General features: G+C 72.2%; 14 protein-coding genes and 2 pseudogenes. 7 read left to right on the top strand and 9 right to left on the bottom strand.

Features of this window, described 5'->3' with window-relative positions; genetic code table 11:
• Together ACIBJF_RS35740 and ACIBJF_RS35735 are read right to left on the bottom strand one after the other, a co-directional pair.
• Nucleotides 1-1,070, bottom strand: a 1,070-nt coding sequence (locus ACIBJF_RS35740) for a maltotransferase domain-containing protein (RefSeq protein ID WP_399180125.1), incomplete at its 3' end; no start/stop codon positions are given.
• Between the two features lie 107 nt (nt 1,071-1,177).
• A complete protein-coding gene (locus ACIBJF_RS35735) occupies nt 1,178-1,477 on the bottom strand; it encodes a DUF5133 domain-containing protein (RefSeq protein WP_399180123.1) in 300 nt (99 codons plus the stop codon).
• Between the two features lie 327 nt (nt 1,478-1,804).
• Here ACIBJF_RS35735 and ACIBJF_RS35730 point away from each other — a divergent pair, with 327 nt between their 5' ends.
• Nucleotides 1,805-2,347, top strand: a complete 543-nt coding sequence (locus ACIBJF_RS35730) for a pep a2 (RefSeq protein WP_399180121.1) — start codon at nt 1,805-1,807, stop codon at nt 2,345-2,347.
• A 23-nt stretch (nt 2,348-2,370) separates the two neighbouring features.
• On the top strand, nt 2,371-4,488 hold the full coding sequence (gene glgX, locus ACIBJF_RS35725; RefSeq protein ID WP_399180133.1) for a glycogen debranching protein GlgX: 2,118 nt from the start codon (nt 2,371-2,373) through the stop codon (nt 4,486-4,488).
• Between the two features lie 92 nt (nt 4,489-4,580).
• On the opposite strand, the gene ACIBJF_RS35720 is transcribed toward glgX, so the two are convergent.
• Complete coding sequence (locus tag ACIBJF_RS35720; RefSeq protein WP_399180119.1) at nt 4,581-5,390, bottom strand: VOC family protein; 810 nt, start codon at nt 5,388-5,390, stop codon at nt 4,581-4,583.
• Between the two features lie 128 nt (nt 5,391-5,518).
• Between ACIBJF_RS35720 and ACIBJF_RS35715 the strand changes: the two genes are divergently transcribed.
• On the top strand, nt 5,519-5,833 hold the full coding sequence (locus ACIBJF_RS35715) for an ANTAR domain-containing protein (RefSeq protein WP_399180117.1): 315 nt from the start codon (nt 5,519-5,521) through the stop codon (nt 5,831-5,833).
• A 73-nt stretch (nt 5,834-5,906) separates the two neighbouring features.
• Here ACIBJF_RS35715 and ACIBJF_RS35710 read toward each other — a convergent pair whose 3' ends face one another.
• A complete protein-coding gene (locus tag ACIBJF_RS35710) occupies nt 5,907-6,704 on the bottom strand; it encodes an RNA polymerase sigma factor SigF (protein ID WP_399180115.1) in 798 nt (265 codons plus the stop codon).
• A 252-nt stretch (nt 6,705-6,956) separates the two neighbouring features.
• Between ACIBJF_RS35710 and ACIBJF_RS35705 the strand changes: the two genes are divergently transcribed.
• The 4 genes and pseudogenes from ACIBJF_RS35705 (at nt 6,957) to ACIBJF_RS35690 (ending at nt 10,165) form a co-directional block, all read left to right on the top strand.
• A complete protein-coding gene (locus tag ACIBJF_RS35705; RefSeq protein WP_399180113.1) occupies nt 6,957-7,445 on the top strand; it encodes a MarR family winged helix-turn-helix transcriptional regulator in 489 nt (162 codons plus the stop codon).
• A 379-nt stretch (nt 7,446-7,824) separates the two neighbouring features.
• Nucleotides 7,825-8,643: pseudogene (locus ACIBJF_RS35700) on the top strand (ABC transporter ATP-binding protein); the annotation flags it as partial.
• Nucleotides 8,603-9,450: pseudogene (locus tag ACIBJF_RS35695) on the top strand (ABC transporter permease). The pseudogenes ACIBJF_RS35700 and ACIBJF_RS35695, both read left to right, overlap by 41 nt.
• A gap of 190 nt (nt 9,451-9,640) precedes the next feature.
• Entirely contained in the window at nt 9,641-10,165 is a 525-nt protein-coding gene (locus ACIBJF_RS35690; protein ID WP_399180111.1) for a hypothetical protein, read from the top strand.
• Between the two features lie 31 nt (nt 10,166-10,196).
• Here the strand turns inward: ACIBJF_RS35690 and hemC are convergent, their stop codons facing one another.
• The 5 genes from hemC to ACIBJF_RS35665 all read right to left on the bottom strand — a co-directional run bounded on the left by hemC (nt 10,197) and on the right by ACIBJF_RS35665 (nt 15,322).
• Nucleotides 10,197-11,132 carry a hydroxymethylbilane synthase gene (gene hemC, locus ACIBJF_RS35685; protein ID WP_399180109.1) on the bottom strand — a complete coding sequence of 312 codons (936 nt, stop codon included), beginning with the start codon at nt 11,130-11,132 and terminating at the stop codon, nt 10,197-10,199.
• Nucleotides 11,133-11,272: 140 nt separating this feature from the next.
• Nucleotides 11,273-11,749 (bottom strand): GNAT family N-acetyltransferase, encoded by a 477-nt coding sequence (locus ACIBJF_RS35680; RefSeq protein WP_399180107.1) that lies wholly within the window; start codon nt 11,747-11,749, stop codon nt 11,273-11,275.
• On the bottom strand, nt 11,746-12,264 hold the full coding sequence (locus ACIBJF_RS35675; RefSeq protein ID WP_399180105.1) for a hypothetical protein: 519 nt from the start codon (nt 12,262-12,264) through the stop codon (nt 11,746-11,748). Before ACIBJF_RS35675 ends, ACIBJF_RS35680 begins: the two co-directional genes overlap by 4 nt.
• A gap of 112 nt (nt 12,265-12,376) precedes the next feature.
• Entirely contained in the window at nt 12,377-13,357 is a 981-nt protein-coding gene (locus ACIBJF_RS35670) for an ATP-dependent DNA ligase (protein ID WP_399180131.1), read from the bottom strand.
• 492 nt (nt 13,358-13,849) lie between these two features.
• A complete protein-coding gene (locus ACIBJF_RS35665; protein WP_399180103.1) occupies nt 13,850-15,322 on the bottom strand; it encodes an MFS transporter in 1,473 nt (490 codons plus the stop codon).
• Nucleotides 15,323-15,342 lie beyond the last annotated feature (20 nt).

The following is a 15,342-nucleotide window of genomic DNA, read 5'->3' as shown; positions in this document are numbered from 1 at the left end:
TCCGCGTCGAAGGCGATCGGATAGATGTCCTGGTACTTCTTCGGCGGGTTCTCCGCGTACGCGATCGTGCCGTCGGGCCGGTGATGGAACCACTCCGGATGCTTGTGCACCCAGGGATGGTCGGGCGAGCACTGGAGCGCGAAGTCCAGCGCCACCTCCAGGCCCAGCTTCTCCGCCTCGCCGACGAAGAAGTCGAAGTCCTCGAGGGTGCCCAGGCCGGGGTGGACGGCGTCGTGCCCGCCCTCGGGGGAGCCGATCGCCCAGGGCACGCCCACGTCCTGCGGGCCGGCGGTGAGCGTGTTGTTGGGCCCTTTGCGGAACGTCGTGCCGATGGGATGGATCGGCGGCAGGTAGACGACGTCGAAGCCCATCTCCGCGATCGCCTCCAGCCGGCGCGCCGCCGTGCGGAAGGTGCCGTGCGGCTGCTCGGCCGTGCCCTCGGAGCGCGGGAAGAACTCGTACCAGGACCCGTACAGGGCGCGTTCGCGCTCCACCAGCAGCGGCATCGGATCGGAGGCGGTGACCAGCTCCCGCAACGGATAGCGGTCCAGCAGCGCGTCCACCTCGGGCGACAGGGCGGACTTCAGGCGCTCGTGCACCGACAGGGAGTCGTCGCCGAGGGCCTGTGCGGCGGCGAGGACGACGTTTCGCTCCGGGCCCTTCGGCACTCCGGCGGCCGCACGCTCGTACAGCTCGGCGCCCTCCTCCAGCACCAGCCCGATGTCGATCCCGGCCGGCACCTTGACCGAGGCGGTGTGCCGCCAGGTCGCCAGCGGATGGCTCCAGGCCTCCACCCGGAAGGTCCAGCGGCCCGTCGCGTCCGGGGTGACGTCCGCACCCCACAGGTCACTGCCGGGAGACAGCTCCCGCATCGGCGTCCACGGGCCGCGGCGGCCCGTGGGATCGCGCAGGACCACGTTGGCACCCACGGCATCGTGCCCTTCCCGGAACACGGTGGCCGTGACCCGGAAGGTCTCCCCGGCCACCGCTTTCGCCGGGCGCCTGCCGCACTCCACGGCCGGCCGGACGTCGCGTACCGGTACACGGCCGATGGCCGGGGTCCTGCGCATGTATCTCACCTCCGCCGTGCGCGAAGCCGGGCACCCGGCCCGGCTTCGCGATCCGAGAGGGGCCGACTCACGCCGGCCCCGAGGGGAACGCCTTGTACGGTGCCAGCTCAGGGGCTTGGCGCCGTGGAACGCCGCTCCGATGGCGGCGCTCTTCTGGTCGATCGGCGCGGCCGCGGCCGTCCGTCCTGCTCGCGCAGGTAGGTGACCAGATTCGTGCGCAGATAGCGTTCGGCTGCGTCCGCGGCCTCGCGGGCGCAGCGTTTGCCCATCAGTACGCACAGCGTGTAGCCCGAGTCCTCGAAGGTGGCCCGGACCGTGCGGTCGTGGGGCGAGGCGAGCATGACGCGCTCCCACGCCCGGAAACGCCGCAACGCCCGGGCCACTTCGGCCTTGGCGGGTAGCAGCATCGCCCTCTTCACCTTCCACGCTCTCGACTGGGCGCGTTCCCGACGGTCGGGTGGTGTCCGCGCACGGAAGGGCACGGCACCGTTACGGCGATCGAGGCTTTCACTTATGGTGCACGGACGACGACGCAGCGTCTTGTTGGATCTTCAACGAGGGATGTGTGTCGTGCCCTCGTGTTGCACGAATGGCGTAGTGCGGTCACCGTGGAGGTGACTCAGAAGCGATCAGCACTCACGCTATGTGTCCGGGATCCCTCCCGGACGGACATCCGGGACCTCTCCCGGACGGGCGAGGGGAGCGAGAGCTTCGCCGGTGAGGAGCAAGCGACGATGAAGACCGCAGTGCCCTGCTACTACCACCTCGACGTGGAAGTCAGCCCGGAACGGGTGGGACAGGTCAGCCGCATCCTGGCCGCCCACCTCCGCTACTGGGACCTCGAGAACCTCGCGGATCCCGTTTGCCGCGGCGCCGAACTGCTGCTGCGGGCGATCGACGAGCATGCGACGGACAAACACACCTCCATCGAGATGTGGTGGAACGGCCAGCACCTCATCACCGCCTTCGGCGGCGACGACCCGGACCTGCGCCCCGACCAGGACCTGCGGTCCTGCCTGGCGGACATCGCCGCCATGAGCGACGGCTGGGGCTGCTGCGCCTCGGACACCGGCAGCAAGATCATCTGGTTCTCGCAGCGGGCCCGTGCCGGTCAGCGCGTCCCGCTGGTCCCGACCGCCCCCGCGCCGACCCTGCGGCAGGGGCTGCAGGTGCCGCGCGAGACGCCCGTGGCGGTGCTGGCCGCGCCCGCGGGAGCCATGGACGACATGCTCGCCACGGCGGCTGCTTCGGACGACGCCCTGGAGGGCAGCCGGTGACCGCCCGCAGGAGAAGGAAAGGGCTGCCCGTGTGGAGCGGGCAGCCCTACCCGTTGGGGGCCGCGTTCGACGGACAGGGCACTAACTTCGCCCTGTTCAGCGAGGTGGCCGAGCGGGTCGACCTGATCCTCGTCGACGAGGCCGGCACCCAGACCCCGGTGCGGCTGCACGAGGTCGACGGATTCGTCTGGCACGCCTACCTGCCCGGCATCGCGCCGGGCCAGCGCTACGGGTACCGGGTGCACGGCCCCTGGCAGCCCTCGCTCGGCCACCGCTGCAATCCGGCGAAGCTGCTGCTCGACCCCTACGCGCGCGCCGTGGACGGCCAGATCGACAACCACGCTTCGCTGTACGAACGCGACCCGGACGGCCCGGCACCGGCCGACAGCGCCGGGCACTCCATGCTGGGCGTGGTCACCGACCCGTACTTCGACTGGGGCGACGACCGCCCGCCCCGGACGCCGTACTCGGACTCGGTGATCTACGAGGCCCATGTGCGCGGCATGACCCGCACCCACCCCGACGTCCCCGAGCGGCTGCGCGGCACCTACGCCGGTCTCGCCCACCCCGCCGTCATCGAGCACCTGACCTCGCTCGGCGTGACCGCGGTGGAGCTGATGCCGGTGCACCAGTTCGTACAGGACGGCGTGCTGCAGGACCGGGGTCTGTCCAACTACTGGGGCTACAACACCATCGGCTTCTTCGCCCCGCACAACGCCTACGCCGCCTTCGGCACCCTCGGCCAGCAGGTCAACGAGTTCAAGGCCATGGTGAAGGCGCTGCACGCGGCCGGCCTCGAAGTCATCCTCGACGTGGTGTACAACCACACCGCCGAGGGCAACGAGATGGGCCCCACGCTGTCCTTCCGGGGCATCGACAACGCGTCCTACTACCGCCTGGTCGACGGCGACTGGGCGCACTACTACGACACCACCGGCACCGGCAACAGCCTGCTGATGCGGCACCCTTACGTGCTCCAGCTGATCATGGACTCGCTGCGGTACTGGGTCACCGAGATGCGTGTCGACGGCTTCCGCTTCGACCTCGCGGCCACGCTGGCGCGGCAGTTCCACGAGGTGGACCGGCTCTCGGCGTTCTTCGACCTGATCCAGCAGGACCCGGTGATCAGCCGCGTCAAGCTCATCGCCGAGCCCTGGGACGTGGGGGAGGGCGGCTACCAGGTCGGCAACTTCCCGCCGCTGTGGTCGGAGTGGAACGGCAAGTACCGGGACGCCGTGCGGGACTTCTGGCGGGCCGAGCCCGGCTCGCTCGGCGAGTTCGCCTCCCGGCTGACCGGCTCCTCCGACCTGTACCAGCACAGCAGGCGCCGGCCGCGCGCGAGCGTCAACTTCGTCACAGCGCACGACGGTTTCACGCTGCGCGACCTGGTGTCGTACAACGACAAGCACAACGAGGCCAACGGCGAGGACAACCGGGACGGCGAGAGCCACAACCGGTCCTGGAACTGCGGCGTCGAGGGCGCCACCAAGGACCCGGCCGTCCTCGAACTGCGCGCCCGCCAGCAGCGCAACCTGCTCGCCACCCTACTGCTGTCGCAGGGCATCCCGATGCTCTGCCACGGCGACGAACTCGGTCGCACGCAGCAGGGCAACAACAACGCCTACTGCCAGGACAACGAAATCTCCTGGGTGGACTGGGGGCTGACGGAGGAGCAGCGCAGCCTCGCGGACTTCACCCGGCATCTGATCGCTCTGCGCGCCGCGCACCCCGTGCTGCGCCGCCGCCGCTTCTTCCGCGGCGAGACCGCGACCCATGCGAGGCAACCGCTGCCCGACCTGATGTGGCTCAGGCCCGACGCCCGTGAGATGACCGGCCGGGACTGGCAGCGCGGGGACGCGCACTCGGTGGGGGTGTTCCTCAACGGCGACGCCATCGCCGAACGCGACGCCTACGGCCGCCGGATGGTCGACGACTCCTTCCTGCTGCTCGTCAACGGCTACTGGGAACCGGTCGACTTCCGCCTGCCCGACGGCAGCTTCGGCGAACGGTGGACCACCCTGATCGACACCGCCGACCCGGACGGCATCCCCGACGAGCGCGAACGCAAGGCCGGCACGCGGCTTCGCGTGGAGGCCCGGAGTCTGATCCTGCTGTCCAGACCGTCGCGGGTGGCGAGTTGACCGACCGTCCGCGCATGCGTCGCGGCCGGTCGCGGGGCTACGAAACCGAGGGCACTGCGGCTCCGCAGGGGGAGCGGGGCCGCATCGGCGTGTCAGCGAGCGGCGCGTGCCGTAACCGTGAACTGCGCGCCGTCGGCGTCCCGCAGGATCGCCTCCGTCTCGTCCTCGCTCAGCACGCTGCCGCCGTGCTTCTCCGCCGCCCGGGCGCAGTCCGTGACGTCCGCGACGGTGAAGTGGATCTGCCAGTGCGGCCGTACGGAGGGATCCGGTGCCGACTCCACCGCGCCCGAGTCGATGCGCGCCACGATGTCGCCCTGGCTGCGCAGCACCACCTCGCCGCCGTCGTACTCCACCTCGCAACAGCCCGGCAGCCCGGACGCCCAGTCGAGGATCTCGCCGTAGAACATCGCGGCGTCGAAGGCGTCTCGGGTGTGCAGCCGGATGAAGGTGGGCGACGCCCCCCGCCAGGCCTCCCAGTTGGCGACCAGTTCCCCCTGCCAGATGCCGAACGTGGCCCCATCCCGGTCGGCGAGCAGCGCGGCACGCCCCGGCGGGAAGGACAGCGGCCCGACGGCCGCCGTACCGCCGCGTTCGCGGACCCGGGCCACCGCCACGTCGGCGTCCGGCACGGCGAAGTACGGCGTCCAGGCCACGGCCATCTGCCACATGGCGGCCACGGCGGCGATCCCGGCCACCGGCACGCCGTCCGCCAGCGCGATCCGGAAGTGCTCGCCGAGTTTCGCGCCGCGCCAGCGCCAGCCCAGGACGGCCGTGTAGAAGTCCTGGGTGGCCTCGAGGTCACGACTGGTCAGGCTCACCCAGCATGGGGCGCCGAAGACAGAGTGCGTGGAGACGACGTCTCGCTTCCGCGGTCCACCACTGACGGGTGCGTTGTGGTTCATGTCGGTCGCGTCCTGCTCTCGGGGCCGGGCGGCCACCGTTCTCGCTCCAGTGTCCAACCGGAAGGGGGTCGGGTGCCTGTCGAGTACCCCCGGTGGCATCGCCCCAGGCAGGCGAGCACGATGGGGACATGGGAGCGAACGAGCCCGACCGCCTCTCCGAGCTGCAGGCCGAGGTCGACCAGATGAAGGAGGCCGTGATCTCCCACGCGGTCGTCGACCAGGCGATCGGGATGGTGGTGGCCCTGGGCAGGGTGTCGCCGGACGAGGGCTGGGAGGTGCTGAGGGAGGTCTCGCAGCACACGAACATCAAGCTGCGCAACATCGCGGAGCTGATCCTCGTCTGGGGCCGCCGGGGCGACATCCCGCCCGAGGTCCGCGCCGAGCTGGAGTACGCCCTCGACCGGTACGGCCCCACGCAGGTGCCCGGGACCTTCGAGGGGTGAGCCGCGACGGGGGCGGGGGACGCGCCGGCGGATTCGGCGGGCGTGGATTCGGCGGATCTCGGCGGGCCCGGATTCAGCGGGCCTCGGCGAGCAGTTCCTCGCGCAGCCGGTCGAAGCAGCTGCTGAGCAGCCGCGAGACGTGCATCTGCGAGATACCCAGCTGCTGGGCGATCCGGCTCTGCGTCATCCCGCGGAAGAACCGCAGGTACAGAATGATCCGCTCGCGTTCCGGCAGCGCCGCGAGACACGGCTTGACCGCGGCCCGGTCGACCACCAGGTCGTATCCGGGGTCGGGGCCGCCCAGGGAGTCCCCGAGGGCGTAGCCGTCGGTGCCGGCCACCTCGGCGTCCAGGGACAGCGCGGAGAAGCACTCCAGCGCCTCCATGCCGGTGCGCACCTCGTCCTCGCTGAGCCGCGTGCACTCGGCGATCTCCGCCACGGTGGGCGGGCGCCCCGAGGTGCTCTGGGCCAGTTCCTTGCCGGCGGAGCGGACCCGGTTGCGCAGGTCCTGCACCCGGCGCGGCACGTGCAGGGTCCACATGTGATCACGGAAGTGCCGCTTGATCTCACCGGTGATGGTGGGCACGGCATACGCCTCGAAGGCACGGCCACGCCCGGGGTCGTAGTGGTCGACGGCCTTCACCAGACCGAGGGCGGCCACCTGGTACAGGTCCTCCAGGGTCTCCCCGCGGCCACGGAACCGCACGGCGATCCGCTCGGCCATGGGAAGCCACAATTCGACCAGCTCATCGCGCAACGCCCGCCGCTCGGGGCCGTCGGGCAGCTGTGCGAGCCGCTCGAAGGACTCCGCCGTGTCGGGGGCGTCGTCGTGTGGGTGGGGACGTGACGTCGTGCTGCCGGTGACAGGCATGATGCGCACCTCTCTCAGCAGGTGCTGGGTGTACAGACACCGTGGGAGGCGCGCGCTCGGACCAGAGAAAGGGGAAGCGGGGCGTACGGCGAAGAGCCGACTCCCACGGACGTGCCTACGGTCCGAAGCACTGTCCATCGCATTCCCCCTCACGGACATCGCAAACCAATTAAGTACAAATGGGATGAAGTCAGGTCGATCTTTGACTTCCGCTTGGCGCCTATATCTCTGTAACAGAGGTAATCTTCTGGCGTGGAACCCGACAGGGCGGCGCAGCGAGCGGCAACGGAGTCCGAGACCTTCCCGCAGGAGCTGGCGGACGCGCTGGTGCGCATCCAGCGGCTGATCCGGCGACGGCTGCGCGGCGGTCTGAGCGTGCCCCGGCTGCGCGGTGCCGAGGTGGAACTGCTCCGGCTCGTCGAGTCCCGGCCCGGCATCGGCGTCTCGGACGCGGCGAAGGCTCTCCACTTGGCGGGCAACTCCGTGTCGACCCTGGTCAACCAGCTGGTCCGGGGCGGATACCTGCTCCGCGAGACCGACCCCGCCGACCGGCGCGCGGCCCGGCTGCAGCTGACCGCGGCAGCCGAGAAACGGCTCGGCGACTGGAAGCGGCGCCGGGCCGAACTGGTCGGCCGGCACGTGTCCCGCCTTGACGACACCGACCGCGAGGCCCTCCGCGCCGCCCTCCCGGCCCTGCGCAAGCTGGCGGCCGGCCTGCACGAGGAGGCCGAGGAAGCATGACGGAGGTCCAGAGGGCATGACGAGAAACAGCACCGAAACCCCGGACAACGCGCCCGGCACCGACGACTCCATGGACACCGCCGGCAGCCCCGATGCCTCGGCCCCAGCCACCGACGTACCCGCCGAAGTCGTCGGCGCCGATGCGGCCCCTGGTGCGCCTGCCGAAGCGTCCGGCGCACCCACCGCTGTTATGGGCTCCGCGGGAGCCGTCGGCGCGGCTGCCGAGCCCGCCGACGGCGTCGGTACTGGCGCCGAAGCCGCGCGTCCGCCGGCTGGCTCGGCGTCCGACGCCGACCGTGTTGCCGCGCGTCCCCCGGCCGCCTCCGCGCCCAGGGCCGACCCCGTAGCCGCACCTCACGGGGTCACGCCCGCGCCCGTCGCCGATGCCGTCAGCTGTACCCGGCTCGCCTATGCCTTCGGGGACACCAATGCCGTCGACGGGCTCGATCTGGCCGTCCGGGAAGGTGAGGTGTTCGGGCTGCTCGGGCCGAACGGTGCCGGGAAGACCACCGCCATCCGCTGCATCACCACCCTGCTGCCCGTCCCCGCCGGCATGGTCGGTGTCTTCGGGCACGACGCGGCCAAGGAGCGGATGGCGGTGCGTCGGCTGCTCGGCTACGTCCCGCAGCAGCTGTCCGCCGACAGCGGGCTGACCGGCCGGGAGAACGTCGCCCTGTTCGCCCGGGTCTTCGACGTCCCCCGCCGCGAGCGTGCCGCACGGGTCGGCCAGGCGCTGGCCGCCGTCGGCCTCGCGGACGCCGCCGACCGGCTCGCCGGGACCTACTCCGGCGGCATGGTCCGCCGCCTGGAGCTGGCCCAGGCGCTGGTGAGCGCGCCTCGGCTGCTGATCCTCGACGAGCCGACCGTCGGGCTCGACCCGATCGCCCGCACCGGCGTCTGGGAGCACATCAACGCCGTCCGCGCGGCCACCGGGATGACCGTCCTCGTCACCACGCACTACATGGACGAGGCCGACCAGTACTGCGACCGGGTCGGCCTGATGCACCGCGGCCGCATCCGCGCCCTCGGCACCCCCGCCGAGCTGCGCCGCGGCCTCGCCGAACGCCAGGGCACCGACACCCTGCCCACGCTGGAGGACGTCTTCCGCGACGTCGCCGGCAGCGGCCTCGACGCCCACTCCGGAGGAGGTTTCCGCGATGTCCGCAGCACCCGCCGCACCGCGCGCCGAGTCGGCTGACCGCGCCCCCGGCAGCGACGCCGCCCTGCTGCTCAGCCCGCCCGTGCCGCGCGCCGGCTGGCGGCTGCTGCCCGCCCGGGTCGGCGCCATGTGCGCCGTAGAGCTGCAGAAGCTGCGGCACGACCGCACCGAGCTGTACACCCGCGCGGTCCAGCCCGCCCTGTGGCTGCTGATCTTCGGTCAGACCTTCACCCGGATCCGGGCGATTCCCACCGGCGGCGTGCCGTACATCGACTTCATGGCGCCCGGCATCATCGCCCAGTCGGCCATGTTCATCGCGATCTTTTACGGCATCCAGATCATCTGGGAACGCGACGCGGGCATCCTGAACAAGCTCCTGGTCACCCCGACCCCGCGCTCGGCACTGATCACCGGCAAGGCGTTCGCCGCCGGGGTGAAGTCGCTGATCCAGGCGATCGTCGTGATCGTCATCGCCGCCGCGCTCGGCGTCGCCCTCACCTGGAACCCGCTGAAGCTGCTCGGCGTCGCGTTCGCCGTCGTCCTCGCCTCGGCGTTCTTCTCCTGTCTGTCGATGACCATCGCCGGCATCGTGCTCAGCCGCGACCGCCTGATGGGCTTCGGCCAGGCGATCACCATGCCGCTGTTCCCCTGTACCCCATCTCGGTGATGCCGGGCTGGCTCCAGGCCGTCAGCAAGGTCAATCCGCTGAGCTATCAGGTCGACGCGCTGCGTGGCCTGCTGCTCGGTACGCCCGCGCACCTCGGCACCGACTTCGCCGTCCTGGCGCTGGCCGCCGCGCTCGGCATCACCGCGGCCTCCGCGCTGCTCGGCCGGCTGGCCCGGTGATCTTGCCGCGGACGTGATGTGCGGCACGCACCCCTGCCCCCGTCGAAAGGGTCGCGAACGCATCGTTCCTGCGCAGCGCTTGATCACCGATCAAAGCGGGCGAACCCGCTGGCCACAGCGCATTCTGCTCATTTGACAGTGCGCTCAGCGCACAGATAGACAGCAACTCTCGAAGGTCGAGAGGGGCACTGTGTACGAGCCGAACGTGGTCGGGGACTGGCACGAGTACGACGAGCATGCCGGTCTGCGGATCCGCGTCCACCGTCTGGAGGCAGCCGAGCCGCCGCGCGGACGCGACGACGCCGCCGCCGGGCTGGCGTACTTCAGTGTCCGGGTGACGGTCGAGAACCGTGGCGCCCGGCACTACGGCATCCACCTGGAGGACGGCCAGATCGACGTCCGGGTCGGCCCGGACGGCGAGGGCGCATTCATCGACTGGCGCAACTCGCAGTTCATCGAGGGCTTCGACGTCTACCCGCTGCGCCGGGCCACCGCCGTGATCTACGCCGCCGCCCCCGAGGCCGCCCTGAGCCACGTGGACGTGCAGGTGCAGCTGCGGGTGGAGGAGGAGTGGGCCGACCGCCGGCTGTGGACCGGCGGCATCGGTGTCCTGGAGGCGTCCACGGCGGTCGCCCCCGCGGCCGCCGGGCAGGGCAGCCTGGCCCACCAGGTCAGCGCCTTCCTGAAGGACCAGACGGAGCCCGGCACCGCCTGACCCGGGCGGCGCCGACCTCGGTGCCGTACGGTCAGTGCGGGATGCCGTCGATGATCTCCCGCGCGCCCTGTCGTAGCAGCGCCACCGCGACCGAGGTGCCGAGCGTGGCCGGGTCGAGCCGGCCCGCCCACTCGTGGGCGTTCAGCCTGGTCTTGCCGTCCGGGGTGAACACACAGGCCCGCAGGGACAGCTCCCCGCCGCGATCCACGCGCGCGTAGCCGGCGATCGGGCTGTTGCAGTGGCCCTGCAGCACATGCAGGAACATCCGCTCGGCCGTCGCCTCCCGGTAGGTGTCCGGATCGCCGAGCCCGCTGACGGCGTCGATCAGGGCGGTGTCGTCCTCCCGGCACTGCAGGGCGAGGATGCCCGCGCCGATCGGCGGCATCATCGTCTCGGTCGACAGCACCTCGCTGATCACATCCGTGCGGCCGATCCGCTCCAGACCGGACACCGCCAGCAGCAGGGCGTCGGCATCCCCGGCGGCCAGCTTCTCCAGCCGGCGGTTGGCGTTGCCGCGGAACGGCACGCACTCCAGATGCGGGTGCGTGGCCGCCAGTTGGGCCACCCGGCGCACCGCGGAGGTGCCGATCCGGGTGCCGGCCGGCAACTCGTCCAGGGTGAGCCCGCACGGGTGGATCAGCGCGTCCCGGATGTCGTCCCGCTTCAGGAACGCGGCGAAGACCGTCCCGGCGGGCAGCGGCCGGTCGGCGGGCACGTCCTTGACGCAGTGCACCGCGAGATCGGCCTCCCCGGCCAGCAGGGCCGCGTCGACCTCCTTGGTGAACGCCCCCTTGCCCTCGACCTGGGACAGGTCGCCGAGCCACTTGTCGCCGGTGGTCTTCACCGGCACCACCTCGGTGCGCACATCGGGGTGCAGCACGGCCAACTCGGCGCGGACCCGCTCGACTTGGGCCAGGGCCATGGGGGAGTCGCGGGAGACGATACGGATCAATTCCGGGACGGACATGGGGACACGATAGACCTTCGGACCCGACGTCCGGTCAGGGACCGTGTCGAACACCGCGGTCTCCTCGAAGGACGCCGTCCCGGTACCCGCGGCCCCGATGAGCCGTGGACACAGCTCCCGGGCGGCGGCCGGTGCCCGGTTCAGGCGCCGGCTTCGCCGACCGGAAGGGTGTAGCGCAGCTTCTCCTTCGCGCGGGCGCCGAGCCGGTCGTAGAACCGGACCGCGCCCTCGTTCCAGGCGGGCGTCTGCCACTGCACCTGAGCGACGCCGAGCCGCCGCGCCTCGGCGACCACCGCCTCCATGAGCAGCGGGCCGAGGCCGAGACCGCGGTGGCCGGGGGCCAGGAACAGGCAGTCCATGTGCAGAAACTCCCGCCCGTCCCGGGTGGACAGCTCGGGCGCGCAGGTGGCGTAGCCGACGATCTCGCCGTCCGGGGCCTCGGCGACCAGGCAGCGCAGCCGCGGGGTGGGCGTGTCGAACAGCAGGGCGGCCAGCCGGGCGGCGAGGTCCGGCACGGGCGGGGCGGCGCGCTCGTACTCCGCGTGCTGGGCGGCCAGTTCGGCCACGCGCGGCAGATCGGCGCGGCCGGCGGGCCGCACCAGCGGAGTGCCGGTCACCGGACCTCGCCCTCCAGGGTGTCTGTGCCCCAGGCGGTCAGGCGCTCGGCGAGCGGGCCCGTGCCGTCCAGGACGTGCCGGGAGAACGCCTCCCGCTCGTGCGCCAGCAGCGCGGCCTCCCAGACGCACGGCGCGAGCCCCGCCCGGCCCGGCCGCAGCTCGGCCGGCCGCCCGGCCGGGCCCGTGAACACGGCCAGGTCGGACATGTGTCCCTCGATCCAGCTGTGCACGAGGACGTAGTCGCCGTCGCCGCCCGCGTGCACGATCAGCACCGCGAGGCCCAGCGAGCCGCGCACCCGTCCCAGGGTCAGATGGCCCGCGGCCAGGTCCAGCGCCGTGTCCACGGCCTGCGGACCGACCGTACGTCCCGGCGCGTGCAGCGCGTACACCTTGACGAGGTGACCGACGGCTTCCCGGACACCCAGCGCCCGGGCGGTACGGCCGTGATGCCCCTCGGCGAGGGCTAGCAGTCCGGCCGCGTCGATCGCCGGGGGCAGCTCCACGTGAAGATCCATCCGGCCATGATGGGGGCTCGGTGCGCGGGCGTCCATGGCGGCGTCCCGGACGCGGCGCGCACCGAGCGGCAGGGCGGCGCACGTGTGGCAGGGCGGCTGCCGGCGTGTCTGCTCAGCCGAAGCCCTCTGGCAGGTCCGCTGCGGATTCCTCGGGGGCGAGGTCCGGGCGGAACCGCAGCCAGGACGGCTGGCGCAGCAGTCCTGCCTGGGTACGGGTGCTGTAGCTGACCTCGCCGACCAGCCGGGGCAGTACCCAGCGGGCGCCCGGGACACGCGGCACCGGATCGAAGGGGCACCGCTCGCTCGCCGCGTCCCGCAGCAGCGTGGCCAGCTCCGTCCGCTCGGCCTCGCTCCAGCCGGTGCCCACCCCGCCGACGTACCGCAGCCGGCCGGCCGCGTCGCGCTGTCCGACCAGCACCGCGCCGGGCAGCCCGCTCAGCCGTCCTTTGCCGGGCAGCCAGCCGCCGACGATCACGTCCTCGGCGTGCATGTTCCGGATCTTGATCCAGGCACGGGAGCGGACCCCGGGCTCGTACACCGAGTCCAGCCGCTTGCACACCAGACCCTCCAGGCCGTGTTCCCTGGTCGCGGCGAGCGCCTCGGCGCCATGGCCGGTCACCGCACCCGGAGTCGACCAGTGCGGCCCGGCCAAACCCAGTTCCGTCAGCCGGGCCCGCCGCCGTACGTAGGGCTGCCGCAGCAGGGGCTCCTCGAGGTACAGCACGTCGAACAGCACCAGATGCACCGGTACCTGGGCGGCCCGGCGTGCCGCCCACGCGGGGGCGTGTGCGAGGCCCATCCGGCTCTGCAGCAGCTGGAAGTCGGCCCGGCCCCGTTCGTCGAGGGCCAGCACCTCGCCGTCCAGTACGGCGGGCGTGGTGCCCAGCGCGCCGCCGAGCGGCCGCAGTTCGGGGTAGGCCGCGGTGATGTCCTCACCCGAGCGGGCGCGCAGCAGCAGGCTGCCGTCGCCGGGCAGATAGACCATCACCCGCTGGCCGTCCTGCTTGGTCTCGTACGCCCACCGCTGGTCCTGGGCGGCCGGCGGCAGGGCGCCGGGAGTGGCGAGCATGGGCGCGATGAGTGGCAGGGGCATGGCGGTCACGGCTGAAGATCTCGACCGCTCCCGGTGCCCTCACGCCCCTTCGGCCGCCGGTTCCCCTGAACGGGCCCGGGTCGCCTGCGCATGCCGCGGACACGGACGGCGACGCCCGGCCTCCGGCGATATCCGTCGCACAGCGGACTTCGAGCCGCCGCGACGGCCACCGTCCAGCCAGTCCGGCCATGGCATGGCGGACGGTCACAGCAGAACCCACGGGGCAGTGAGCGGTGCCCGGCGCGGGACCGCCGTGGGTCCGGGCCGGGCACCGGTCGAAGGGAACCGTTGCGGGGAGTGTGGCCGGGGGAGTGCGGCCGCACGGGCTCCTCCCGGCGGGCACGTGCCGACCGCCTCGGCCGGCTCACGCGCCTCCTCCCCTCCGGGGGCATCGCTGCCGGATCGCAGCCCACCTGCGCCGAATCCTCGAAGACGCGTAGCGCCTGGCTCAGGGCCCCTGTCGGCGACTCCGGCCCGCCTCGGCCGACCGCCTCAGCCGACCGTCTCCGCCGAGGGCTCCGTGGGCGCCGGCGCGGGGGCCGGGGTGGCCGGGCGGGGGCGGGGGAGGAAGGACGCGAGGGCGAAGGCCAGGATCGCCGCGCCCGCGCCGATGGCCATGACGACCTTGAAGCCGTTCTCGGAGGGCAGCGTGTGGCCGCCGAGGCTGATCGTCATCTGCGCCAGGATCACCCCGGCGGTGGCGCTGGCCACGGACGTGCCGATGGAGCGCATCAGCGTGTTGAGGCTGTTCGCGGCGGCCGTCTCCGACGGCGGGACCGCGCCCATGATCAGGGCCGGCATGGCGCCGTAGGCGAAGCCGACGCCCGCGCCGATGACGCAGGAGACCAGGACCAGCTGCCAGACCTCGCTCATCATCACGATGTTGAGGCCGTACCCGGCGGCGACGATCAGCGCTCCCAGCATCAGGGTGGTCTTCGGACCCCGCGCCTTGGTGATCATGGCGGACACGGGTGCCATGGCCATCATCACCAGGCCCTGCGGGGCCATGACCAGCCCCACGGTGAGCATGGACCGGCCGAGGCCGTAGCCGGTCTGCGTGGGCAGCTGGAGCAGCTGCGGCAGGACCAGCGACATCGCGAACATCGAGAAGCCGAACGCGACGGACGCCAGGTTGGTGAAGAGCACCTGGCGGCGGGCCGTGGTGCGCAGGTCCACCAGCGGGGCGCTTGTGCGCAGTTCGAAGACGCCCCAGGACGCCAGGACGACGACCGCCAGCGCGGACAGACCCAGGGTGGTGCCGCTGCCCCAGCCCCAGTCGGCACCCTTGGAGACGGCGAGCAGCAGCGAGACGAGCCCGACGGCCATGCCGAGCGCCCCGACGAGGTCGAAGCGGCCTCCCATGCGCACGCTGGACTCCGGCACCAGGGTCAGGACGAACGCGAAGGCGACGACGCCGAGGGAGGCGGACGTCCAGAACAGCACATGCCAGTCGAAGTGGTCGGCGATGAACGCGGCGGCGGGCAGACCGAGCGCACCGCCGACGCCGAGCGAGGCGCTCATCAGAGCGGTCGAGCCGGCCAGCTTCTCCGGCGGCAGCTCGTCCCGCATGATGCTGATGCCGAGCGGCACGACGGCCGCGGCCAGGCCCTGGAGGGCACGCCCGACGATCATCGGGACCAGGGCGTCGCTGAGCGCGCACACCACCGAACCGGCCGCCAGCAGCACCAGGCTGACCAGCAGCAGGCGCCGCTTGCCGAACATGTCGCCGAGCCGGCCCGCCACCGGAGTGGCGACGGCGGCCGCCAGCAGGGTGGCCGTGACCGCCCAGGCGGCGTCGGACGCCGAGGCGTGCAGATAGCCGGGCAGCTCCGGGACGATCGGGATCACCAGGGTCTGCATCAGCGACACGGTGATACCGGCCAGGGCCAGCACCGCGACCACGGCACCGGGCCGCGACGGAACGGATCTGCCGGCCGCGGCGGGCCGGGCGGGGGCGTCGGACATGAGAAGAGGGACCTTCCGAG

Origin of the sequence: Streptomyces sp. NPDC050743 (assembly GCF_044456925.1) — a bacterium.
Taxonomy (GTDB): Bacteria; Actinomycetota; Actinomycetes; order Streptomycetales; family Streptomycetaceae; genus Streptomyces.
Note: the sequence above shows the minus strand (reverse complement) of the source record. Positions and strands in the feature narration are given on the sequence as shown.

Bases quoted from the DNA above. Each gene is read 5' to 3' on its own strand.
- ACIBJF_RS35710 (WP_399180115.1), bottom strand. From the start codon at position 6,704: ATGCCTGTCACCGGCAGCACGACGTCACGTCCCCACCCACACGACGAC.
- ACIBJF_RS35670 (WP_399180131.1), bottom strand. From the start codon at position 13,357: ATGCCCCTGCCACTCATCGCGCCCATGCTCGCCACTCCCGGCGCCCTG.
- ACIBJF_RS35735 (WP_399180123.1), bottom strand. From the start codon at position 1,477: ATGCTGCTACCCGCCAAGGCCGAAGTGGCCCGGGCGTTGCGGCGTTTC.
- ACIBJF_RS35715 (WP_399180117.1), top strand. From the start codon at position 5,519: ATGGGAGCGAACGAGCCCGACCGCCTCTCCGAGCTGCAGGCCGAGGTC.
- ACIBJF_RS35720 (WP_399180119.1), bottom strand. From the start codon at position 5,390: ATGAACCACAACGCACCCGTCAGTGGTGGACCGCGGAAGCGAGACGTC.
- ACIBJF_RS35675 (WP_399180105.1), bottom strand. From the start codon at position 12,264: ATGGATCTTCACGTGGAGCTGCCCCCGGCGATCGACGCGGCCGGACTG.
- hemC (WP_399180109.1), bottom strand. From the start codon at position 11,132: ATGTCCGTCCCGGAATTGATCCGTATCGTCTCCCGCGACTCCCCCATG.
- ACIBJF_RS35730 (WP_399180121.1), top strand. From the start codon at position 1,805: ATGAAGACCGCAGTGCCCTGCTACTACCACCTCGACGTGGAAGTCAGC.
- ACIBJF_RS35665 (WP_399180103.1), bottom strand. From the start codon at position 15,322: ATGTCCGACGCCCCCGCCCGGCCCGCCGCGGCCGGCAGATCCGTTCCG.